This is a genomic window from Cellulophaga sp. 3_MG-2023, assembly GCF_030546975.1.
Lineage (GTDB): Bacteria > Bacteroidota > Bacteroidia > Flavobacteriales > Flavobacteriaceae > Cellulophaga.
This window is the reverse complement of sequence record NZ_JAUOPS010000005.1, coordinates 82,702-105,573: the sequence shown is the minus strand read 5'-3', so window position 1 is coordinate 105,573 and position 22,872 is coordinate 82,702. Positions and strand designations below refer to the sequence as shown.

Here is a 22,872-nt window from a genome sequence, read left to right as displayed (position 1 = left end):
TTTAAGACGGATTAAAATTTAAACTAGCAGAGTTTATGCAGTAGCGCTGTCCTGTTGTTTCTTGTGGTCCATCATCAAAAACGTGACCTAAATGTCCGCCACAATTAGCGCAAACAGTTTCAACTCGTGTCATTCCGTGGCTTGTATCCTTTATATATTCAACAGAGCCTTCTATAGCTTTATCAAAAGAGGGCCATCCACAACCACTTTCAAACTTGTGGTCTGCTTCAAAAAGTTTAGCGTTACAACCTTTACAATTGTAGCTACCATCTTTAAAGTGCAGGTTAAATTCACCAGTATGCGGGTATTCTGTCCCTTTATTTCTTAAAACGTTGTAAGATTGCGCGGGAAGTTCAGCTTTCCACTCTTCTTCTGTTTTTTCTACAGTATATTTTTTACTCATTGTTTTGTAGGTGTAAATTTTAAAGCAGCACCGTTAATACAGTGTCTTTCTCCTGTTGTTTTTGGTCCGTCGTTAAAAACGTGACCTAAATGTCCGCCGCAAACAGCGCAATGTTCTTCTGTACGCTTGTATCCAATTTTATAATCAACATCAAAAGCAACATTGCCTTCTATTGTTCTATCAAAACTAGGCCATCCGGTACCAGACTTAAATTTATGTTCACTTTTAAACAAAGGAGTGTCGCAAGCAGCACAGCTATAAATTCCTTTTTCTTTAATTTCTAAAAGATTGCTAGAAAAAGCACGTTCTGTACCTGCTTTGCGTAATACGTTATATTGTAAAGGTGTTAATTCTTTTTTCCACTGAGCATCTGTTTTTTCAATTTTTGCTAAGTCTTGTTTTTTTGTAGCTTCTTTAGTTTTTTGCGAGTTTCCTTTGCAACTTATAAATAGCGCTACTACACTTAAAATTAGTAATTTTTTATACATCATCTTTATATTTTAAGGTTATTCAAATTTAGTCGATTTTAAACGCAATTCCTATCAAATTAAAGACATAAAAAAAGCCCCTACTAGTAATAAGTAGAGGCTTATAATATTGTAAGCTATTCTTATTTTAAAGAAACCTGTATAACATCTTCTTCTTTGGTATCTAAAATACCCATAACATCATTAATATTGCTAGTATCTAATTTGCCGTTAACAGCATCTGCAGGTAAAATAGCAACTCTAAATGTTTGATTGTCTGTGTCACCAGTAGCTAAAGTAGATAAGTCAAAATCAGACTCTAAAAAGAAATTTGCATCTACAAAAGTATGGTCATAATTATAAATTAAAGTACCTCGGTCTAACAATCTAGTTTGGGGCATTAAGCGCCATACATTTATAGGTTGCCCATCAGTACCATCAACTTGTTCCCATAAAATATAAACTAAAACAACATCAGACTCAAAAACTTCTACAGCAGTAGGAAATTCAAAAGTTAATGTGTAATTGTTTCCAATGTTAAAATCTCCAGTAACCTGGTAGACACTGCCAATTGCATCAACTCCGTCTTGTCCGTCAATTCCATCTCTTCCGTCAGAGCCACTGCAAGCTGTTAATACTAATGCAAATATTGCTGCTATTGTTAAGGTAATTTTTTTCATAAGATATCTGTTTTATTTCGTTTTCTTTTTTGATGTTTCAAAAAGCGTTCCAAATTTAAAATTAGAAAATTTATTTTGCATATCAACTAAAGAATTAAGATTATATCTATGATATTATAGCAACATAGAATATTTTTGTATTTTTAAAAGCACACTAAACACATTACTATTATGAAGAAGATATTATTAGTATTAACTATTTTTTTAGCAGTTTCTGCTTGTAAAACAAATCCGTTTACAGGAAAGAAAACATTAAATATGTACCCAAACAGTTCAATATTTCCTACTGCTTTTGCGCAATATGATCAGTTTTTAACTGAAAACAAAACAATAACAGGTACTAGTGAAGCAAGGATGATTGCCTCTGTAGGGCAACGTATAGCTTCAGCAGCAGAACGTTGGTTAACAGCAAATGGGTATCCTGGGTATTTACAGGATTACAAATGGGAATATAACTTGGTAGATGATAATACGGTAAACGCTTGGTGTATGCCAGGAGGTAAAATTGTTTTTTACACAGGTATTTTACCAATTTGTCAAGATGAAACAGGTATAGCTGTAGTTATGGGGCATGAAGTGGCGCACGCGTTAGCAGATCACGGAGCGCAACGTATGTCTGCAGGGCAGTTACAGCAAATAGGTGCTGTTGCAGGTAATGTTTTAATTAAGGATGAAGGAGCAAAAAATACATTTAACCAGGCATACGGTGTAGGATCTCAAGTAGGGGTAATGTTACCTTTTAGTAGGGGTCATGAAACAGAAGCAGATCGTATTGGTTTGCAAATTATGGCAATTGCAGGTTATAACCCAGACGAAGCAGCAGAGCTTTGGAAAAGAATGAAAGCCAATAGTGGAGGACAATCTCAGCCAGAGTTTATGAGTACACACCCATCTAACGATACTAGAATAAGTAATTTAACAGCTTGGGCACCTGCAGCTAAAGAAGAAGCTAAGAAATTTGGTGTAACTACTTTTAAGTAATTGTAGTATAAAAGTAAAATTCATTTATAATTGTATATTAGAGCTGTTCAAAACCAAATTTGAACAGCTCTAATTTTTTTATATGACCAGTATTGCATTAGTAAAAGGAAGTAAAAAGCTATTAAACGCCTGGGCTTTTTATGATTGGGCAAACTCAGTTTACAGTTTAGTAATAGCATCTGCTATTTTTCCTATTTTTTATGGAGCACTTTTTAGAGCAGCAAACATAGAAAAAGTAACCATTTTTGGTGGCGAAATTGCTAGAGCTCCTTTAATTAGTTATACTACATCTTTAGCATTTGTATTTATTGCCATTATTACACCTTTAATTTCTGGCGTTGCAGATTATCTAGGGAATAAAAGAATGTTTATGAAATTCTTTTGCTATTTAGGCGGAGTTTCATGTATTGGTTTGTATTGGTTTTCATTAGATAATTTATACTTTGGTTTGCTTTGTTTTTTTATGGGGTTAGTTGGTTTTTGGGTGAGTTTTGCTATAAACAATTCTTATTTGCCAGATGTTGCCCACCCAGAGCAGATGGATGCTATTAGTGCCAAAGGTTTTTCTATGGGCTATGCAGGCAGTGTTATATTATTGCTTTTTAATTTGTTGATGGTGATGAAACCGGAGTTTTTTGGAATTGAAACAGATTCTGAGGGTATTGCAGAGCTAAAAGCAATGAAATATTCTTTTGTTACTGTTGGTATTTGGTGGATTATTTTTAGTCAATATACATTTTACTACTTGCCTAAAGGAAATAAGCAGGAGGGCGACCGTAAAAATGTAATTTTAAATGGTTTTAAAGAGTTAAAAGGAGTTTGGGGGCAACTTGGTAGTCAGGTAAAATTGAAGCGTTATTTAATAGCTTTTTTTGTATACAGTATGGCTGTGCAAACAGTAATGCTAATTGCTACTTATTTTGGAGAAGAAGAAATTGCTTGGGGGACAGATAAGGAGCGTACAACAGGCCTAATAGTAAGTATTTTAGTGATACAAATAGTTGCTATTCTTGGAGCATTAGTGACAGCAGCAGCATCTAAAAAGTTTGGTAATGTAAAAACACTTGTAGTGGTAAATATATTATGGGTAGTAATATGTATTTATGCATTTTATATGATAACGCCTATAGATTTTTACATAGGAGCTGGTTGTGTAGGCTTGGTTATGGGAGGTATACAAGCGTTGTCTAGGTCTACTTACTCTAAGTTTTTGCCAGATACTAAAGATACTACCTCTTTTTTTAGTTTTTATGATGTTGCAGAGAAAATAGGAATTGTAATAGGAACCTTTTTATATGGTTTTGTAGCACAAGTAACAGGTAGTATGCGTAATGCTATTGTGTTTTTAGCCATATTTTTTATAGCAGGTGTAGTATTGCTTTTACGAGTAGATAAAAAATAAATATTTTAAATCTATTGATTTTAAATAAAAAGGAGGTTGCAAAACGCAACCTCCTTTTTTGTATTATTATTATTATTATTATCCTTTAGAAATACCACCAGAACCAGAAGTTTTACTTTCTATTTTTTTAGGATTCCCTCGGTACCTAATATCACCAGAACCAGATACTCTAGCGTCTATAGTTTCTTTAGCGGTAACTTTAATATCTGCAGAACCAGATACTAATGCTTTTACATAGTCTGCTTCTAAATCATATGCAGAGATATCACCAGAACCAGATACTCTAACAGTAAAGTCGGTTGCAGAGCCACTTAAATTAATATCTCCAGACCCAGACATAGATGCTTTTAGTTCTTTTGTTTTAACTTTTAGGCTTATGTCACCTGAGCCAGAAATACTAGTTTCAAAAGTATTGCTAACTAAGGTTGTTTTGCCAACTATATCGCCAGAGCCAGATAATGTTGCTTCATTTATGTGTTCTACAGGTACAGTAACTAACAATTTGCTGTTTCTAGACGGAGTTAAATTCATTCCTTTTTCAGCCTTAATTACCAGTTTTCCGTTTTTAACTTCTGTTTTAATATGATTAATAATGTTTTCATCTCCTTGGATAGTAATTTTTCCTTCTTTACCATCTATAAGCTCTACATCAAAAAAACCAGATAAAGAAATTGCTTCATAATCTCCAACGTTTCTAGTATCTGTAGTAATATTTCCGTTTCCTTTTACACGTTTTCCCCACTGTGCATTTGCTGCAAAAGTTAAGGTTAGAGCTAGACTAAGTGTTATTATTTTTTTCATTTTAAGTGTTTTTTAGTTTTTATGTATTGATATGCTTCCGTATTCGGTAGCTATGTATACAAAGTTATTGCTGTTTTCTGATCCGCAAGAGCCTTTATAATATTTTTGTGAGTTTTTAACTTCTTTAACATTTATGTTACAATTGTCTACACCGTTTATTCCCCCGTATGAAGATTTAAGTTCAAACTTAAAGTTGTAATTAGGGTTGTGTCCAATTTTTACTCCAGTATAATCAGCATTAATAGTAATGTTGCCAGCGTTTTCTGTGAGCTCAGCAATTTTAATAGAGCCATAGTCTGCATTTAAAGATACGTTGCCATTAATTTTACCTAGCTTAATACTAATATAATCGCCATTACCTTCAATATTTTTTGCCTCGCTTACAGATAAACTCCCGTAATCACTATTGTAAACTAAATTTTCCATTTTGATTATAGAGGCGCTAGTGTAATCTGTATTTAAATCTAAATTACCAGCTTTTGTAATGGTAAAGCCAGAGTAATCTGCATCAATTTTAGCACTATTAATATAATCTATTTCAGATTTAGAAGTGTAATCAAAATTTAAGTTGTTGTTACGCCCTCTAAGTTCGCCAATATCTAGTCTGCCATAATCACAGTTTATAGTTGCGTGCCCATCAATTCTATCTAAAGTAATAGAACCATAGTCATTAGTTAAGTCAATATTATTTTTAACAGGTAGTTTAATGGTGTAGTTAATTTGCATATTAACATTGTTGCTATTACCCCAACCCCAACTACTGGTTTTATTTATATTAGTTTTTGCAGATACGTTGCTACTAGAACCTTTAAAACTAATTGTAATATCATCTAATTTACGCTGTACTTTTTCCTCATTATTTCCACTGGTTTTTATGTGTACTTCTATTTCTATACGGTTTTGATCCCAAGAGGTAATATTTAGGTTGCCGTACTTATTATTTACTTTTAAAAATGCATTTGTATTTACACTAAATTCTTTTTTAATGGTTTTTTCCTTAGTGTATTTTCCCTTGTCATTGTTAGCAATGCTTAAAATAGGAATAGTAAGTAGTAGTAAAGTTATAAACTTATAGTGTAGAGTTTTCATCATTATATTTCTTTAAATTTTTAATAGTATCAATTTGTGCCATTACATCTTTTATAAGATCTATTCTGGTTTGGTAATTGGTAATTATGGCGCTTAGTATTAGTTTGGTGTTACCACCATTTAATAGGTTTTTTTCTAGCTTTTTATAGTCGCTCTCTAATTTATTTAGTTGTATAAGAGTATCATCTATAATTTTTTTTGTGCTAGGGGATGTTTCTTTTTTTAGTTCGTTTACTTGGGTGTTAATTAAGCTGGCAAAATAAAATTTAGTTTCATTTACCTCTGGAGCTATTTCTGCAATTTGCTCGTTAGTGGTTTGCTTTTGGTAAAATAGTGTAAAACCTATTGCACATAAAAATGCTATAGATGCTGCAATTGCAAATAGTTTCCAAGAGAATTTTTTAGGTGTTTTTTTTGTAGCATTAAGCTTCTCTATAAAATTAGCAGTATGTGTAGTACTAGGTTCTTGAGTGTCAAAACTACCTTTTAACTCTTTAAATAAATTATCTATGTCTGTATTGTTTTTCATATGCAAGCGCTAGTTAATTGTTTACGCAAACTTTCTTTAGCTCTAGAAATTGTAGTTCTACAATTTGCATAACTAATATTCATTATTTCACTTATTTCTTCATAGTCATACCCTTCAATTAAATGTAAGGTCAAAGAAATTCTATAGTTGTCTTTTAAATGTTGCATGGCATCCATCACTTTTTGAGCCTTCAACTGTGTTTCACCATCATCTTTTGTACTACTATCATTATCTTTGACCCTGTACATAATATCATCTAAAGCAACTACTGTGTTTTTTTGTTGCTTTCTGTATTGGTAAATACTATTGTTAATTACTATTCGTTTTAACCAAGCACCAAAAGCTACTTCACCTTTATAGGTATGTAATTTTGTAAATGCACTTAAAAACGATTCTTGCATAATATCCTCTGCTTCGGCGCTATGTTTTACAATTCGGTATGCGGTGTTGTGCATTGCTTTATAGTACCGGTTATAGATCTCTAGCTGTGCACTTTGCTTACCTTGCTTGCATTGTAGCAATAAAGTATTGATATGTTCTTTTTGTTGGCTCAAAAAAATGTATGGTTTGTTTTATAGATGATAGATTGATTTAATTGTTACAATTTTTTTTCAATCTGCTTGGTATTGGCATAAGAATTGACTTTATATAAAGGATTAAAGTACGGTACAAGCTACGTTATATAGGCTTTTACTTAGTATTGATAAAAATAAATAAAATTTAATAATAGATTTCTGTTTTTATTTTATGACAGAATGACTGAAATATAACTATGCGAGATTCAGAATTTGACAATTTGGCGCTGCAAGGTATTAATGAGGAGGCGGAGCTTATACCATTATTAACACCTGAAGACGAGGAGGAAATGAGTAAAGAGCAATTGCCAGAAACATTACCAATATTACCATTGCGTAATACGGTATTATTCCCAGGAGTTGTTGTTCCCATTACTGCTGGTAGAGATGCGTCTATACATTTAATAAAAGATGCTAATAACGGATCTAAAGTTATTGGTGTTGTTGCACAAAAAGATGAAGAAACAGAAAATCCAGGTGTAGATGATATACATACTCTAGGTACTGTTGCCAGAATATTACGTGTTTTAAAAATGCCAGATGGCAACACTACGGTAATAATACAAGGTAAAAAAAGGTTTGAGGTTGCAGAAGTATTAACCGAAAAACCTTATATGACCGCTACAGTGCGCGAAACTAAAGAGGTTAGAGGAGAAGAAGAAACTCCAGAGTTTAAAGCTATTATAGAGTCTATTAAAGAGATGGCTTTAAAGGTAATATCAGAAAGTCCAAATATTCCTAGTGAGGCTTCATTTGCTATTAAAAACATAGAAAGTAACTCTTTTTTAATAAACTTTGTATCATCTAACTTAAGGTTACCTGTAAAAGACAAACAAGAGTTGTTAGAGATAGAGAACTTAAAAGAAAGAGCATTAGCTACTTTAAAGTTTATGAATGTTGAAATGCAGAAACTGCAATTAAAAAACGATATTCAGTCTAAGGTACGTACAGATATGGACCGCCAGCAAAGAGAGTACTTTTTGCACCAACAAATGAGAACCATACAAGAAGAATTGGGTGGTGGCGCTACGGCAGAAGATGAGTTGGCAGAATTAAGAGAAAGAGCTAAAAATAAAAAGTTTACTAAAAAAGAAAGAGAGTATTTTAATAAGGAAATTAGTAAAATGCAACGTATGAATCCGCAAGTAGCGGAATATGCCATACAGCGTAATTACTTAGACTTTTTTGTTGATTTACCTTGGGGAGATTACTCTACAGATAAGTTTGACTTAAAAGAGGCTCAAAGAATATTAGATAGAGATCATTACGGGTTAGAAGATGTTAAAAAGAGAATTATAGAGTATTTAGCAGTTTTAAAGCTAAGAAATGATATGAAATCTCCTATTTTATGTTTGTACGGACCTCCAGGTACAGGTAAAACATCTTTAGGTAAATCTATAGCAGAAGCCTTAGGTAGAAGCTATGTTAGAATGTCTTTAGGTGGCTTGCGAGATGAGTCTGAAATTAGAGGACACCGTAAAACATATATTGGCGCTATGCCAGGTAGAGTTTTAAAAAACATTAAAAAGGCAGAGCACTCTAATCCTGTTTTTGTTTTAGATGAAATAGATAAGTTATCTAATAGTCATCAAGGAGATCCTTCTTCTGCAATGTTAGAAGTTTTAGACCCAGAACAAAACAACGAGTTTTATGACAATTTCTTAGAAGTTGGGTACGATTTGTCTAAGGTGATGTTTATAGCAACTGCAAACAACCTTGGTGCAATACAGCCAGCGCTTAGAGATCGTATGGAAATTATAAACGTGTCTGGTTATACTATTGAAGAAAAAGTAGAAATAGCAAAAAGACACTTGTTGCCTAAGCAATTAAAAGAGCACGGTTTAAAAACCAAAGACTTAAAAATAGGTAAGGCGCAATTAGAGAAAATAGTAGAAGGTTATACAAGAGAGTCTGGTGTACGTTCTTTAGATAAGCAAATAGCTAAAATGGTACGTTTTGCCGCAAAATCTATAGCAACAGAAGAAGAATACGAGGTTAAAGTAACCAACGAGATTGTAGAAAAAGTTCTTGGCCCAGCAAGGTTAGAAAGAGATAAGTACGAGAATAACGATGTTGCAGGTGTTGTAACTGGCTTAGCTTGGACAAGTGTTGGTGGAGATATTTTATTTATAGAGTCTATTTTATCTAAAGGTAAAGGAGCTATGAATATTACAGGTAACCTAGGAAAGGTTATGAAAGAGTCTGCTACCATTGCTCTAGAGTACATAAAATCTAATTCAGATTATTTTGGAATTAAAGACGATATTTTTGACAAGTATAATGTTCACATACACGTGCCAGAAGGTGCTACTCCAAAAGATGGTCCTAGTGCAGGGGTAACAATGTTAACTTCCTTAGTTTCTTTATTTACACAACGCAAGGTTAAAAAGAGCCTAGCAATGACAGGTGAAATTACATTACGTGGTAAAGTATTGCCTGTAGGTGGTATTAAAGAGAAAATTTTGGCAGCCAAAAGAGCAAGAATTAAAGAAATAATTTTGTGTGAAGACAACCGCAAAGATATTTTAGAAATTAAAGAAGATTATCTAAAAGGACTTACTTTTCACTATGTAACAGATATGAGTCAGGTTATAGATATTGCTGTAACAGACCAAAAAGTAAAAAACGCAAAGAAAATCTAGTATACCAAAGGCTATTTAATTAAATTTAGATAGCCTTTATTTTAAGCATATTAATATGAAAAAAATTACAATTGCTATAGATGGGTATTCATCAACCGGAAAAAGTACCATAGCAAAACAATTAGCTAAAGCACTGGGTTATGTGTATGTAGATACAGGAGCAATGTATAGAGCAGTAACACTTTATGCAGTAAAAAAAGGTTTTGTGTCAGAAACAAGTGATGATTTTGCTGCATTAATAGCAGATTTGCCTAACATCAATTTAAAATTTGTGCATAATGAAGATTTAGGATTTTCAGAAATGTATTTAAATGATGAAAATGTAGAAAAAGAAATTAGAACTCTTGCGGTTTCTAAATTGGTAAGTAAAGTTGCAGCTATAAAAGAAGTACGTGTAAAGCTTGTAGAAATGCAACAAGCAATGGGTAAGGAAAAAGGTATTGTTATGGACGGCAGAGATATAGGTTCTGTTGTTTTTCCTGATGCTGAGTTTAAAGTTTTTATGACAGCGTCACCAGAAACAAGAGCTCACAGGCGTTACAAAGAATTAATAGACAGGGGAGATGACGTAACATATGATGATGTTCTTAAAAATGTACGTAGCAGAGATCATATAGACTCTACCCGTAAAGAATCTCCGCTTATATTATCTAAAGACGCAATAGAGTTTGATAATAGCGATATGGGATTAGCAGAACAGTTTGAGCGTATGCACAATTACGCATTACGAGTAATAGAAAAACAATAAGCATAAAAAAACGGCAATCTAAATTTAGATTGCCGTTTTCTTTTAAACCGCTGTATTTTATAAATTTGGTATTACCAAAACTTGGTCAGGGTGTATAACATCAGGATTTTTAAGAAGACCAGTATTAGCTTCAAAAATCTGCTTGTATTTCATTGGGTCACCGTAGTAATGCTTTGCAATTTTACTTAAAGACTCTCCACCTTGTACAGTATGTCTGTGGTATACAGATTCATCTGCTACAGTAATGTTAGCTTTAACATCTGCAGGACTATCACCACCAACTTCTTTAATTTTATCCCAAATTAAGTTTTTTTCGTACTGTGTTGCAGCTTGTCCTTTTATTTTTAAAACGCCACCTTCTTCAGTAACATCTCCGTCTTTAATGGCTAATTTTTCACCTAGGTCTAAAACAGACTGGTATTTCGCTTTTACGCTCATAATGTTTATTATTTATAGTTAATTACTAATGCCTAATATAGTAAATATTAGATCAATTGTAAAGTAAAAAATCTAAAAAAGCATGTAGATTTTGTAAATGCCTGAAAATTAGTTAAAAACAGTACTTGTTTTAATAAGTAATAAGTTGTATTTTTGCACCCCTTTTTAACGGTAGTGTAAGAGGAAAAGGGAGTAAACAAAACTTATATAACATCTTTTGCAGTGGAAGTATAACTCTTATAACATTGCAAAATACAAATTTTAATCAGCAAATGGCTGAAGAGAAAAACAACGCCCAAGTAGAGGAATCTACACCGGCAACAGAAGTAAAAGCAGTTACACCTAAGCAAGATCCAAAAGAATTTTTGGCTGAATTTGATTGGGATAAGTACGAAGAAGGAATTGAGCGTGTAGACGATTCTAAATTAGAAGAGTTTGAGGCAATGGTTGCTGAAAACTTCGTAGATACTGCAGATGAAGAAGTAGTTACAGGTAAAGTTGTTCATTTAACTGAGCGTGAAGCTATTATTGATATTAACGCTAAGTCTGAAGGTGTTATATCTTTAAACGAATTCCGTTACAATCCAGATCTTAAAGTTGGTGACAACGTTGAGGTTTTAATTGATATTCGTGAAGACAAAAGTGGACAATTAGTATTATCTCACAGAAAAGCTAGAACAATTAAGGCTTGGGATAGAGTTAATAACGCTTGTGAGAAAGAAGAAATCGTTAATGGTTTTGTTAAGTGCAGAACTAAAGGTGGTATGATCGTAGATGTATTTGGAATTGAAGCATTCTTGCCAGGTTCTCAAATAGACGTGAAGCCAATTAGAGATTACGATCAGTATGTTGGTAAAAACATGGAATTCAAGGTTGTTAAGATTAACCAAGAATTTAAGAACGTAGTTGTTTCTCATAAAGCTTTAATTGAAGCTGATATTGAAGAGCAGAAGAAAGAAATTATAGGTCAATTAGAAAAAGGACAAGTATTAGAAGGTGTTGTTAAAAACATTACTTCTTACGGTGTGTTTATTGATCTTGGTGGTGTAGATGGTTTAATCCACATTACAGATCTTTCTTGGTCTAGAATTAACCACCCTAATGAGGTTGTTGAGTTAGATCAGAAAATGAACGTTGTAATTTTAGATTTTGATGATAACAAATCTAGAATCCAATTAGGTCTTAAGCAGTTAGAGAAGCACCCATGGGAAGCGCTTAGCGAAGAAATGAAAGTTGGTGACAAAGTTAAAGGTAAAGTAGTTGTTATAGCAGATTACGGTGCATTTATTGAAGTTGCTGAAGGTGTTGAAGGTTTAGTACACGTTTCTGAAATGTCTTGGTCTACGCACTTGCGTTCAGCTCAGGATTTTGTAAAAGTTGGTGATGAGATAGAAGCTCAAATCTTAACTTTAGATCGTGATGACCGTAAAATGTCTCTTGGTATTAAGCAATTAACTCCAGATCCATGGACTGATATTGTATCTAAATACCCAGTAAACTCTAGACATAAAGGTATAGTACGTAACTTTACTAACTTTGGTGTGTTTGTAGAAATGGAAGAAGGTATAGATGGTTTAATTTATATTTCTGATCTTTCTTGGACTAAGAAAATTAAGCACCCATCTGAGTTTGTAACTGTTGGTGAAACTTTAGAAGTAGAGGTATTAGAATTAGATGTTGATGCACGTAAACTTAGTTTAGGTCATAAACAAACTACCGAAAACCCTTGGGATAAATATGAGACTGAATTTGCTTTAGACTCTGTTCACAAAGGAACTATTGATGAGATAGTAGACAAAGGAGCAATTGTTAACTTTAACGAAGACATTGCAGCATTTGTACCAACTCGTCACTTAGAAAAAGAAGACGGTAAGAAAATTGCTAAAGGTGAAGAAGCAGACTTTAAAATCATTGAATTCAACAAAGAATTTAAGAGAGTTGTTGCTAGTCATACTGCAATCTTCAGAGAAGAAGAGCAACGTAATGTAAAAGCAGCTGTTAAAAGACAATCTGCTGCAGCTGATGAAGCTAAGCCAACTTTAGGTGATGCTAACGAAGCTTTACAAGCGTTAAAAGATAAAATGGATGCAGCTAACAAAAAGTAAGCTCACATTTTAATAAATTTAAAAGCCTAAACGAAAGTTTAGGCTTTTTTTATGCTTAATTTTTTAAGTTAAATTGTTGATATTGGCTAACGTAACCAACATCAGTCTAAAAAAATAATAGCATAGTAAAAATAAAGAGGTTACTTTCTTTAACTAGTTTACGTATAAATTGCTATTTTTGTGTAACAAAAGCGTTGGTATCCTAACCTATGAGTAAAAAAGTACTACTTTCCTCTAAAGAAATCCAAATCATATTACATAGATTGGCTTGTCAGTTATTAGAAAATCATACAGATTTTAAAGACACAGTCTTAATAGGGTTACAGCCACGTGGTATATATTTAGCAAAAAGACTATCAGATCTTTTAACACAAGAGTATGGTGTTAAAAAAATAGATCTAGGATCTTTAGATATTACATTTTACAGGGATGATTTTAGAAGAGGAGATAAAACCCTAGAAGCAAGTAAAACCCATATTAACTTTTTAGTAGAAGATAAAAAAGTGGTTTTTATTGATGATGTACTTTATACAGGACGTAGCATTAGGTCTGCTTTAACAGCAATACAATCTTTTGGTAGACCTGCAGAAATAGAATTACTAACCTTAATAGATCGTAGATTTAGTAGACACTTGCCAATACAACCTAATTATAGAGGTAGACAAGTAGATGCTATTAACGAGGAAAAGGTACAAGTACTTTGGCAAGAGAATGACGGGCAAGACATTGTCTATTTAATAAATGAATAAAACAACGAAAATGAGCGAATTGAGTGTTAATCACTTATTAGGAATAAAATATCTTAACAAAAACGATATTAATCTCATTTTTGAAACCGCAGACCATTTTAAAGAAGTAATAAATAGGTCTATAAAAAAAGTCCCTTCTTTAAGAGATATTACTATTGCAAATATTTTTTTTGAAAACAGTACCAGAACAAAACTTTCTTTTGAGCTAGCAGAAAAAAGATTGTCGGCAGATGTAATTAACTTTTCGGCATCACAATCATCTGTAAAAAAAGGAGAAACGTTAATAGATACTGTAAATAACATATTATCTATGAAAGTAGATATGGTTGTTATGAGGCATCCAAACCCTGGTGCAGGTGTGTTTTTATCTAAGCACGTAAAAGCTGCAATAATTAATGCTGGTGATGGTGCGCATGAACACCCAACACAGGCATTGTTAGACTCTTACTCTATACGAGAAAAGTTAGGAGATGTAGGAGGTAAAAATGTTGTTATAGTAGGTGATATTCTTCATTCTAGAGTGGCTTTGTCTAATATATTAGCACTTAAATTACAAGGGGCAAATGTAAAAGTATGCGGTCCAAAAACATTAATTCCAAAACACATAGAGTCTTTAGGTGTTACGGTAGAAACAGATTTGCGTAAAGCGTTAAATTGGTGTGACGTAGCTAATATGTTACGTGTACAAAATGAGCGTATGGATATTAGTTATTTTCCAACTACCAGAGAGTACACTCAGCAATTTGGAGTAAACAAAGCTTTGTTAGAAAGTTTAGATAAAGAAATAGTAATAATGCACCCAGGACCAATAAACCGTGGCGTAGAAATTACTAGTGATGTTGCAGACTCTAATCAATCTATAATCTTAGATCAGGTAGAAAATGGTGTAGCTGTACGTATGGCTGTTATTTATTTGCTTGCATCTAAAATAAAATAATTTACTATGGTTTTTGATAAAGATGGTACAACTACAATTGTAGACCAAGAGAATATCTCTTTGGCTAAATTTTTAGAAAATTTAAACAATGCTTACGAGAAAATAAAGAACGATAATATTATTGTAAACCTTTTCTCTTTTTCAGCTTTAACAAGTTCAGATGTGTTAGAGTTTTTAGATTTATCTAACCAGCACAGAGGAGCTAATAAATCTTTTGTTTTGGTTACTAATAAGGTTTCTTATGATGACGTGCCAGAAGAAATATCTGTTGTTCCTACCATACAAGAAGCTAGGGATATTATAGAAATGGAAGAAATTGAACGTGATTTAGGCATCTAATTTTAAATTAAATAATACTTTTTTTAGCAAATAAGCAATGTTTGTTTGTTATAAATACTAACAAACAATAACTACTATTTTGCAATTAACTGTACTAGGTTGCCACGCAGCCACACCACGCACACTGGCAAATCCTACATCTCAGACCTTAGATATAAGAGGGCACCTTTTTTTAATAGATTGTGGTGAGGGTACACAGGTGCAACTTAGAAAAAGTAAGCTTAAATTTTCTAGAATTAAGCATATTTTTATTTCTCATTTACACGGAGATCATTTTTTTGGACTTCCGGGTTTGGTATCTACCTTTAGGTTGTTAGGTAGAGAAAAAGAGTTACATATTTACGGACCAAAAGGGATTAAAGAAGCAATTACAATGTTGCTAAAACTTGGGGATTCTTGGACAAATTATCCGCTGTATTTTCACGAGTTAACTAGCAAAGAATCTACCGTTGTTTTTGAAGATGACAAAGTAAAAGTATCTACCATACCATTAAATCACAGAATTTACACAAATGGTTTCCTGTTTCAGGAAAAAGAAGTAGACCGTAAGTTAAATATAGATGCAGTAGCCTCTTATAAAATTGACAAGTGCTATTATCAAAAAATTAAAAACGGGAAAGATATTACTTTGGATAATGGTACTTTGGTTGCTAATGCAGATTTAACTTTTGATCCGCCTAAACCTAAAAGTTATGCCTTTTGTAGTGATACCGTTTTTGAACCTAGTATAATACCAGTTATAAAAGGAGTAGATGTATTGTATCATGAAGCTACTTTTTTAAATTCTGAAGCAGAATTAGCAACAAAAACAAAACACTCTACCGCAAAACAGGCTGCAACAATAGCTAAGCAAGCTAACGCAGGCGCTCTAGTTTTAGGTCATTATTCTACACGTTACAAAACTACCGAATTGTTTAAGCAAGAGGCAGAAGAAGTATTTACTCCAGTGCTACTAGGGGAAGATGGTAAATCGTTCGATTTTTAAAGGTATACATTGTTATCAATTTTTTAAGTTTTATCTTTGCCGGCTTTTTAAAGGCTAAATAGGCTTAATTTGTAGTGTAAAATTATTACAAAACTACATCACAAATGTCTTGCTTTTAAAAATATAATTTATAGATATGGAGAAGTTAAAAGGAGCGCTATTTGTTTTAATTGGGGCAGCTAGTTATGGTGTGTTGGCAACATTTGTAAAGAAAGCAAATTTAGAAGGATTTAGTACCAGCGGATTAAATACATTGCAATATTTAATAGGTTTTATAGGGGTGGCTTTATTGGCATTACTCAATAAAAAAAATCGCACGGTTGCAAAAACTAAAGAAAATAAAAACGGAAAGCTTAAGCTAGTACTTTTTGGTACAGCAGCAGGTTTAACAAGTTATTTTTATTATTTAAGTCTTAATTATATTCCTGTTTCTGTGGCTATTATTTTTCTTATGCAAGCCATATGGATGGGGGTTGTTTTAGAAATGATTTTAAGTAAAAAAGTAGACAAACTTAAACTGTTTGGTAGTTTATTAGTAATTATAGGAACTTTATTTGCTGTTAATGTTTTTAATGAAAGCAAAGCTATAGATCCAACAGGTTTTATTTTGGGAGTTATGGCAAGTATGTGTTATACTGCTACTTTGTATGCATCTAACACAGTTGCTGTTAGTTTACCTAATATGGTTAGGAGTAAGTATTTAGTTTTAGGTGGTTTGCTAATAGTATTACTTATTTGGAATACAGACTTACTTACGGAGTTTGACTATGCCAGCTTAAGTTTTTGGCAATATGGACTGTTTTTAGGCTTTTTTGGTGCAGTTTTGCCTCCAATAGCCTTTAATAAAGGATTTCCTATTACAGGTATTGGTCTGGGTAGTATTTTAACATCATTAGAAATTCCGGTTTCAATATTAACTGCAAGTATAATTTTGGGCGAAGAAATTAAGGGTATACAATGGATTGGTGTTTTAATTATTATAGTTTCTGTCGCAGTTATTAATTATAAGAGTATTGTTAACGATATTAAAAACAGTAAAAACCAGCCAACTTCTGCTTAAATAATTAGTAAATTTGTAGTTGTAAAATTACAGTTGTTTTATGTTTTAGAACGATGTTATTTACGTTGTAAAATTAGAGATTACACTATGAAAAAGGATTTAGGGAACTACAGAAAATCATACCAAAAAAGTGAACTTTTAGAAGGCGGAGTATCTGACAACCCAATAGAATTATTTCAAAAATGGTTTTATGAAGTAGAAGCTACAGATGGCGTGGAGGAACCTAATGCTATGACAATTTCTACAATTGGTTTAGATGGTTTTCCTAAAAGTAGGGTAGTATTACTTAAAAAATATACATATGAAGGTTTTATTTTTTACACAAATTACAATAGTGAAAAAGGTAAAGCAATAGCAAACAACCCTAATATGTGTGTGTCTTTCTTTTGGCCAAATTTAGAAAGACAGGTTATTATTAAAGGAAAAGCAGAAAAAATAGCAGAGAATTTATCTGATGGTTATTTTGAATCTAGGCCAGATGGTAGTAAACTAGGTGCAATAGTGTCTGACCAAAGTACGGTGATACCTTCTAGAGAGTTTTTAGAAGATAAATTAAAATCTTTAGAGGAAGAGTATAAAGATAAAGAAATAGAAAGACCAAAGCATTGGGGCGGATACATTGTTAAACCTGTATCTATAGAGTTTTGGCAAGGGAGACCAAATAGGTTACATGATAGAATTAGATATGAGTTGCAAGAAGATTACAATTGGAAGATTGAAAGGCTTGCACCGTAAAGGTCTAGAAGTAATTTGTATATTTGCACCCCAATAAAAATGCTGTAATTAATTAAAAATGAAGAAGAAAGTAGCTTTTTACACACTAGGTTGTAAACTTAACTTTTCAGAAACTTCTACCATTGCTCGTAGCTTTGTAGATGAAGGTTTTGATAGAGTAGATTTTGCAGAAGCTGCAGATATGTATGTGATTAATACGTGCTCTGTAACCGAAAATGCAGATAAAAGATTTAAATCTATTGTAAAACAAGCTCAAAAGAAAAATCCAGATGCATTTGTAGCAGCAGTTGGTTGTTATGCACAGTTAAAGCCAGAAGAATTAGCAGCAGTAGATGGTGTAGATTTAGTTTTAGGTGCTACAGAGAAATTTAAAATTACAGACTACATAAACGATTTATCTAAAAACGATTTTGGAGAAGTACACTCTTGCGAAATTGAAGAAGCAGATTTTTATGTTGGTAGTTATGCAATAGGAGATAGAACACGTGCTTTTTTAAAGGTACAAGATGGTTGCGATTATAAATGTACCTATTGTACAATTCCGCTTGCTAGAGGAATTTCTAGGAGTGATACTTTAGAAAATGTTTTAAAGAATGCAGCAGAGATCTCTGAAAAAAACATAAAAGAAATTGTACTTACTGGTGTAAATATTGGTGATTATGGTAAAGGTGAATTTGGAAACAAAAAACACCAACATACATTTTTAGAGTTGGTAAAAGCTTTAGATACTGTAGACGGTATTCATAGACTTAGAATATCTTCAATAGAGCCAAATTTATTAAAAAATGAGACCATAGATTTTGTGTCTAAAAGTAATTCTTTTGTACCTCATTTTCATATTCCTTTACAGAGTGGTAGTGATGCTATTTTAAAATTAATGAGACGTAGGTACTTAACTAATTTATACATAGATCGTGTAGCTAAAATTAGAGAAGTTATGCCACACGCCTGTATTGGTGTAGATGTTATTGTTGGTTTTCCGGGTGAGACAGAAGAACACTTTTTAGAAACGTATCATTTTTTAAATGAATTAGATATTTCTTATTTACACGTTTTTACTTATTCTGAAAGAGATAATACGGTAGCTGCAGAAATGGAAAATGCAGTACCTAAAAATGTAAGAGCTAAGCGTAGTAAAATGTTACGTGGCTTGTCTGTTAAAAAGCGTAGAGCATTTTATGAGAGTCAACTTGGATCTACAAGAACAGTTTTGTTTGAAAGTGAAAATAAAGAAGGTTACATAACTGGTTTTACAGAGAATTATGTAAAAGTTAAGGCACCTTGGAACCCAGAGTTGGTAAACACATTGCATACAATACAACTAACGGAAATTGATGAGGATGGTTTGGTACGATTTGACTTTGTTAAAACCGAAGTTACGGTATAAAAAAAAGGTGCTTTTAAAGTAGAACAACTTTTAAAGCACCTTTTGTGATTTTATTAGATACGTATACCAATAGGTAACATTTCTTTATAGAGTCTTTTGTTTTTTCTTAAAAAGCTAGCGACATCAGGACTAGTAGGAACAACTCGCATATTCTTTTCTTGTATATCGTTTAAAACAGCCTTAATAAAGCCTTCTTTAAATTCAGTTTCGATAATTTCTTCAGGAATAATAAGTTTTGTTAAAAACACTTTACGTTCTTGTGATGAGTATTCTAATTTGGCCAAATGTCCATTAACTCTAGTTTCATACTGACGTAAAAAACTATTGTCTTTAATTTCTACTGCATTCATATAGTATTTATTTTAAATTGAAGTTAAAATATGCGCTATTGTGTTCTAAAATAACGATATTTAGTATCGTGAAATCATTATATTTTTCAGAGAAAAAAATGATAACAACCTAACAAAGTTACGTTAAAAATACGTAAAAACCTAGTTTTCAATTTACTAAAGAAATAGTTGTATTAATATATGGTTAACGTTTACTTAATGCCAGGTATGGCTGCAAACCCATCGATATTTAAAAACATTAAATTACCAGAAGAAAATTTTAATCAACATTTATTAGAGTGGTTTGTGCCTGCAAAAAATATGACATTAGACGAGTACGCAAAGGAGATGTGTACTAAAATTAAAGAAACTAACGTTATATTAATAGGTGTATCTTTTGGTGGTATTTTGGTTCAGGAAATGGCCAAACATATTAAAGTTAAGAAAGTTATAATTATATCAAGTGTAAAAACAAAGTATGAGCTTCCTAAACGTATGCGTTTAGCAAAGTATACCAAGGCATATAAGTTATTACCAACAGGTTTGGTTACTAATATGGAAGTATTAGCTAAGTATGCATTTGGAGAAACGGTAACCAAGCGTTTAGAGTTGTATGAGGAATATTTATCTGTTAACGACAAATATTACATAGATTGGTCTTTAGAACAAATCATAGAGTGGAATCAAGAAAAATATAGTCCAGATTTAGTTCATATACACGGAGATAATGATCCTGTTTTTCCTATAAAACATATAAAAGACTGTATTGTAGTACCAAAAGGAACTCATATTATGGTAATAAATAGATTTAAGTGGTTTAATGAGCATTTGCCACAAATAATTTTAGAATAGATAAGGTATTTAATACCTTTGGTAGCAATTGAATTTAAATAGAAATAGATATAGGATGAAAATAGTAAAAAGTATATTGATGTTTTTGGGAGTGGTTTTAGTGGCAGGCTCTTTAATGTTTGCTGTACAGAGTACTTCTGTAATACCACAGTTAAAAGAAGATGTAGATGTTGTGACACCAGAAAATGGATATAAAGTTACTTCTATTGATATTCCTGCAGATTTAAATTTTGCAGGTGAAGCTGTACCATTAACAGATCCAGAAGTTATGGAGCGTATAGACCGTGAGTTTTTAGTAAATACATACTGGCAATCTAATGCTTTGTTGTTAATGAAAAGAGCTAATAAATACTTTCCTATAATAGAGCCAATTTTAGCTAAAAACGGAGTTCCGGATGATTTTAAGTACCTAGCGGTTGCAGAAAGCGGATTGCAAAATGTAGTGTCGCCTGCAGGTGCAACTGGATTTTGGCAGATTATGAGAGCTACAGGTAAAGAATATGGTTTAGAGGTTAACAGTAATGTAGATGAGCGTTACCACATTCAAAAATCTACAGAGGTTGCTTGTAAGTACTTAAAAAAGTATAAAAATAAATTTGGAAATTGGACTTTGGCAGCTGCTTCTTATAATGCAGGTGCAGGAGCTATTAATAAATATCTAACACAGCAGAAGGTAGATTCTTATTACGATTTATTATTAGGGCAGGAGACAGGGAGATATTTATTTAGGATTATGGCGATAAAAGAAATTTTATCTGCGCCAGAAAAATATGGTTTTGAAATTTCTGAAGATGAAATGTACAAAGCTGTGCCTAGCTTTACGGTAGATTTAGATGTTCCTGTATCTAATTTTGCTGACTTTGCAAATGAGTACGAGATTAACTATAAGATTTTAAAACGTCATAATCCTTGGTTAAGAGAGCCTCATTTAAATAATAACTCTAGAAAAAAGTATACTATTGAAATTCCTAATAAAGGATATTATAAAGTAGATTAAGTAGTTATTTACTATTAATTTAAAAAGCCCATTAAACTTAGTTTAATGGGCTTTTTAAATTAAAAATACTTTTCTATATAATTAGATTTTCTTCATTTGTTGCTTCATCATTTTTATCTGATCTGCAAGCATACCTTGTTTGTCTAATTTTTTAGCTTCGTTTAAAAGCATTGTAGCTTCTCTTTTACGTCTTTTTTGCATTGCAATACCTGCTAAGCTTAATTTAGCCATAGCAACATCATAATCCATTGTTAAGCCTAATTTAAGAGCTTTTTTAAAGTATTTTTCAGACTGAGTTAAATTTGTTTGAGAAAAAATAATTCCGTGTAAGTAATTATAATACCCTTGTTGTTTAACTGTTAAAGCACCTTCAGGATTTTTAATTTTAGTTAACCATTTTTGAGTTCCAGCAAGGTCTTGCTTTCTCATCCTTAAAAAGGCAAGTAAAATAATTTCGTTTCTAAAGTAAAGAAATACAAATACAAGAGAAAGTAAGATAAGGGCAATTCCGTTACCTATGTTACCTTCTATAAATTGATATACTGCGTATGCTATAATTAAGGCTGCTATACCTATTTTAATGTTTTTATTGAACATATTTTATTCTTCTATAGTTTTATAAGTAATTGTTGATGTAATTTTTGTTGGTATTTTTTGATCTCCTAACATTGGTATAGTAGAATTTCCGTTAGATGTTCCGGTAACTTCCATTGTGTTAATAAAACCAGTTTTTGCATTAGCTATTGCTTTAGTGGTTTGCGTACCAGTTAAATCCATATTAGCATTTGCATCTTTAACTGTCATTATAACATCTGCAGTACAGCTTAAAGTGGTTGTGTTAGCATCTTGTGCATCTAAGGTCCACTTGTTTTTAGTATTTAACTTACCAGAGTATTCATTTTCCCAAGTATCTCCAACGGCAACTTTGTTTGTTGCATTAGGGTAAATGTATGTCATTTGTTTAAAGCTATTGGCTAAACCTTCTGTTCCGTATTCTTTTCCTAAAGATGTTTTTACAGTAGCTAAAGTAGTAGCATCTGTAATACCAGAGGCATCCATCATTTTAGTCACTAATTTGTCTCCGCCATCAACATTTGTAATATTACCGTTACTAGCCAATGTAATTTTTACAGGAACATTTAAAATAGAATTAAACATTGTAGACTGTATGTCTCCTGCTTTAACTTCTTTAGCTTTTACATCCATTAAAACTCCTTGTAGGTTAGATGTCATTTTCATATTAAGGTCTGTAAAAGACATTTCAATACTATAAGCACCATCTTTTTTTTCTAAAACCTTCATCTTATACTCGCCAGTAATATCATTGGTAAGCTCGTGAGACATACCTTGCATTTCTTGAGTAATAACTTGTTTAGCATTTTGTTGCACAATAAAAACATCGCCAACAGAAAGTTTGTATTCTAATTTAGTTTGGGCACTAATACCTGTAAAGTATAGAAAAACCGAGGTAAGAAAGAATAATTTTTTCATTTAAAAATAGTGTTATAAATTTGCAAATGCAAAAGTACTAAAAACAAACTAAAATATTTTATTAATTAGGTTTGCTAATGAAAAAACTCTTTGTATATTTGCGCCCAGCTTTTATAGAGCTAATTTTTTAAGATTATACATTACACTATTA

At 32.2% G+C, this 22,872-nt stretch carries 25 protein-coding genes; 14 read left to right on the top strand and 11 right to left on the bottom strand.

Annotated features, from left to right (window positions below):
• Position 1: 1 nt before the first annotated feature.
• From msrB (Q4487_RS13235) to Q4487_RS13225, 3 genes are all read right to left on the bottom strand, one after another.
• Positions 2 to 403, bottom strand: coding sequence for a peptide-methionine (R)-S-oxide reductase MsrB (gene msrB, locus Q4487_RS13235; RefSeq protein ID WP_303543502.1), 402 nt, complete (start codon positions 401 to 403; stop codon positions 2 to 4).
• Complete coding sequence (gene msrB / locus Q4487_RS13230) at positions 400 to 891, bottom strand: peptide-methionine (R)-S-oxide reductase MsrB (RefSeq protein WP_303543658.1); 492 nt, start codon at positions 889 to 891, stop codon at positions 400 to 402. The genes msrB (Q4487_RS13235) and msrB (Q4487_RS13230) overlap by 4 nt, the downstream gene beginning before the upstream one ends.
• Positions 892 to 1,013: 122 nt before the next feature.
• Entirely contained in the window at positions 1,014 to 1,550 is a 537-nt protein-coding gene (locus tag Q4487_RS13225) for a collagen-like protein (protein ID WP_303543504.1), read from the bottom strand.
• 171 nt (positions 1,551 to 1,721) lie between these two features.
• Between Q4487_RS13225 and Q4487_RS13220 the strand changes: the two genes are divergently transcribed.
• Both Q4487_RS13220 and Q4487_RS13215 read left to right on the top strand, forming a co-directional pair.
• The gene (locus tag Q4487_RS13220) at positions 1,722 to 2,531 is read left to right on the top strand and encodes a M48 family metallopeptidase (protein ID WP_303543506.1); all 810 of its coding nucleotides are present in this window, start codon (positions 1,722 to 1,724) and stop codon (positions 2,529 to 2,531) included.
• Positions 2,532 to 2,613: 82 nt separating this feature from the next.
• Positions 2,614 to 3,933, top strand: a complete 1,320-nt coding sequence (locus tag Q4487_RS13215; RefSeq protein ID WP_303543508.1) for an MFS transporter — start codon at positions 2,614 to 2,616, stop codon at positions 3,931 to 3,933.
• A gap of 78 nt (positions 3,934 to 4,011) precedes the next feature.
• Here Q4487_RS13215 and Q4487_RS13210 read toward each other — a convergent pair whose 3' ends face one another.
• Genes Q4487_RS13210 through Q4487_RS13195 form a run of 4 tightly spaced genes read right to left on the bottom strand, consistent with a single transcriptional unit; the run spans position 4,012 to position 6,906 of the window.
• On the bottom strand, positions 4,012 to 4,734 hold the full coding sequence (locus Q4487_RS13210) for a head GIN domain-containing protein (protein ID WP_303543511.1): 723 nt from the start codon (positions 4,732 to 4,734) through the stop codon (positions 4,012 to 4,014).
• Between the two features lie 12 nt (positions 4,735 to 4,746).
• The gene (locus Q4487_RS13205; protein ID WP_303543660.1) at positions 4,747 to 5,823 is read right to left on the bottom strand and encodes a hypothetical protein; all 1,077 of its coding nucleotides are present in this window, start codon (positions 5,821 to 5,823) and stop codon (positions 4,747 to 4,749) included.
• Positions 5,804 to 6,352: a hypothetical protein gene (locus Q4487_RS13200; protein WP_303543513.1), complete on the bottom strand. Its 549-nt coding sequence runs from the start codon at positions 6,350 to 6,352 to the stop codon at positions 5,804 to 5,806. The genes Q4487_RS13205 and Q4487_RS13200 overlap by 20 nt, the downstream gene beginning before the upstream one ends.
• Entirely contained in the window at positions 6,349 to 6,906 is a 558-nt protein-coding gene (locus tag Q4487_RS13195) for an RNA polymerase sigma factor (protein WP_100895468.1), read from the bottom strand. Before Q4487_RS13195 ends, Q4487_RS13200 begins: the two co-directional genes overlap by 4 nt.
• 218 nt (positions 6,907 to 7,124) lie before the next feature.
• On the opposite strand from Q4487_RS13195, the gene lon reads away from it, so the two are divergent.
• Positions 7,125 to 9,569 (top strand): endopeptidase La, encoded by a 2,445-nt coding sequence (lon, locus tag Q4487_RS13190; RefSeq protein ID WP_100895469.1) that lies wholly within the window; start codon positions 7,125 to 7,127, stop codon positions 9,567 to 9,569.
• Between the two features lie 55 nt (positions 9,570 to 9,624).
• Positions 9,625 to 10,317, top strand: coding sequence for a (d)CMP kinase (cmk, locus tag Q4487_RS13185; RefSeq protein WP_303543516.1), 693 nt, complete (start codon positions 9,625 to 9,627; stop codon positions 10,315 to 10,317).
• A gap of 57 nt (positions 10,318 to 10,374) precedes the next feature.
• Here the strand turns inward: cmk and Q4487_RS13180 are convergent, their stop codons facing one another.
• A complete protein-coding gene (locus tag Q4487_RS13180) occupies positions 10,375 to 10,755 on the bottom strand; it encodes a LysM peptidoglycan-binding domain-containing protein (RefSeq protein ID WP_100895471.1) in 381 nt (126 codons plus the stop codon).
• A gap of 272 nt (positions 10,756 to 11,027) precedes the next feature.
• Between Q4487_RS13180 and rpsA the strand changes: the two genes are divergently transcribed.
• From rpsA to mtaB, 8 genes are all read left to right on the top strand, one after another.
• On the top strand, positions 11,028 to 12,860 hold the full coding sequence (rpsA, locus tag Q4487_RS13175) for a 30S ribosomal protein S1 (protein ID WP_100896843.1): 1,833 nt from the start codon (positions 11,028 to 11,030) through the stop codon (positions 12,858 to 12,860).
• A 209-nt stretch (positions 12,861 to 13,069) separates the two neighbouring features.
• On the top strand, positions 13,070 to 13,609 hold the full coding sequence (pyrR, locus tag Q4487_RS13170) for a bifunctional pyr operon transcriptional regulator/uracil phosphoribosyltransferase PyrR (protein ID WP_303543525.1): 540 nt from the start codon (positions 13,070 to 13,072) through the stop codon (positions 13,607 to 13,609).
• Positions 13,610 to 13,619: 10 nt separating this feature from the next.
• The gene (locus tag Q4487_RS13165; RefSeq protein ID WP_100896844.1) at positions 13,620 to 14,546 is read left to right on the top strand and encodes an aspartate carbamoyltransferase catalytic subunit; all 927 of its coding nucleotides are present in this window, start codon (positions 13,620 to 13,622) and stop codon (positions 14,544 to 14,546) included.
• Between the two features lie 6 nt (positions 14,547 to 14,552).
• A complete protein-coding gene (locus tag Q4487_RS13160) occupies positions 14,553 to 14,885 on the top strand; it encodes a ribonuclease Z (RefSeq protein ID WP_100895473.1) in 333 nt (110 codons plus the stop codon).
• Between the two features lie 79 nt (positions 14,886 to 14,964).
• On the top strand, positions 14,965 to 15,870 hold the full coding sequence (locus Q4487_RS13155; protein WP_303543528.1) for a ribonuclease Z: 906 nt from the start codon (positions 14,965 to 14,967) through the stop codon (positions 15,868 to 15,870).
• A 136-nt stretch (positions 15,871 to 16,006) separates the two neighbouring features.
• A complete protein-coding gene (locus tag Q4487_RS13150) occupies positions 16,007 to 16,930 on the top strand; it encodes a DMT family transporter (RefSeq protein ID WP_100895475.1) in 924 nt (307 codons plus the stop codon).
• A gap of 87 nt (positions 16,931 to 17,017) precedes the next feature.
• Entirely contained in the window at positions 17,018 to 17,665 is a 648-nt protein-coding gene (pdxH, locus tag Q4487_RS13145) for a pyridoxamine 5'-phosphate oxidase (RefSeq protein WP_303543531.1), read from the top strand.
• A gap of 58 nt (positions 17,666 to 17,723) precedes the next feature.
• On the top strand, positions 17,724 to 19,052 hold the full coding sequence (gene mtaB / locus Q4487_RS13140) for a tRNA (N(6)-L-threonylcarbamoyladenosine(37)-C(2))-methylthiotransferase MtaB (protein WP_100895477.1): 1,329 nt from the start codon (positions 17,724 to 17,726) through the stop codon (positions 19,050 to 19,052).
• Between the two features lie 53 nt (positions 19,053 to 19,105).
• Here mtaB and Q4487_RS13135 read toward each other — a convergent pair whose 3' ends face one another.
• Positions 19,106 to 19,402, bottom strand: a complete 297-nt coding sequence (locus Q4487_RS13135; RefSeq protein ID WP_100895478.1) for an N-acetyltransferase — start codon at positions 19,400 to 19,402, stop codon at positions 19,106 to 19,108.
• A 180-nt stretch (positions 19,403 to 19,582) separates the two neighbouring features.
• Here Q4487_RS13135 and Q4487_RS13130 point away from each other — a divergent pair, with 180 nt between their 5' ends.
• Together Q4487_RS13130 and Q4487_RS13125 are read left to right on the top strand one after the other, a co-directional pair.
• Entirely contained in the window at positions 19,583 to 20,233 is a 651-nt protein-coding gene (locus tag Q4487_RS13130) for an alpha/beta hydrolase (RefSeq protein WP_303543535.1), read from the top strand.
• Between the two features lie 55 nt (positions 20,234 to 20,288).
• Positions 20,289 to 21,230 (top strand): lytic transglycosylase domain-containing protein, encoded by a 942-nt coding sequence (locus tag Q4487_RS13125; RefSeq protein ID WP_100895480.1) that lies wholly within the window; start codon positions 20,289 to 20,291, stop codon positions 21,228 to 21,230.
• An 81-nt stretch (positions 21,231 to 21,311) separates the two neighbouring features.
• Here Q4487_RS13125 and Q4487_RS13120 read toward each other — a convergent pair whose 3' ends face one another.
• Together Q4487_RS13120 and Q4487_RS13115 are read right to left on the bottom strand one after the other, a co-directional pair.
• Positions 21,312 to 21,827, bottom strand: a complete 516-nt coding sequence (locus tag Q4487_RS13120; protein WP_100895481.1) for a hypothetical protein — start codon at positions 21,825 to 21,827, stop codon at positions 21,312 to 21,314.
• Between the two features lie 3 nt (positions 21,828 to 21,830).
• Positions 21,831 to 22,721 carry a DUF6263 family protein gene (locus Q4487_RS13115; protein WP_303543538.1) on the bottom strand — a complete coding sequence of 297 codons (891 nt, stop codon included), beginning with the start codon at positions 22,719 to 22,721 and terminating at the stop codon, positions 21,831 to 21,833.
• Positions 22,722 to 22,872: the final 151 nt, after the last annotated feature.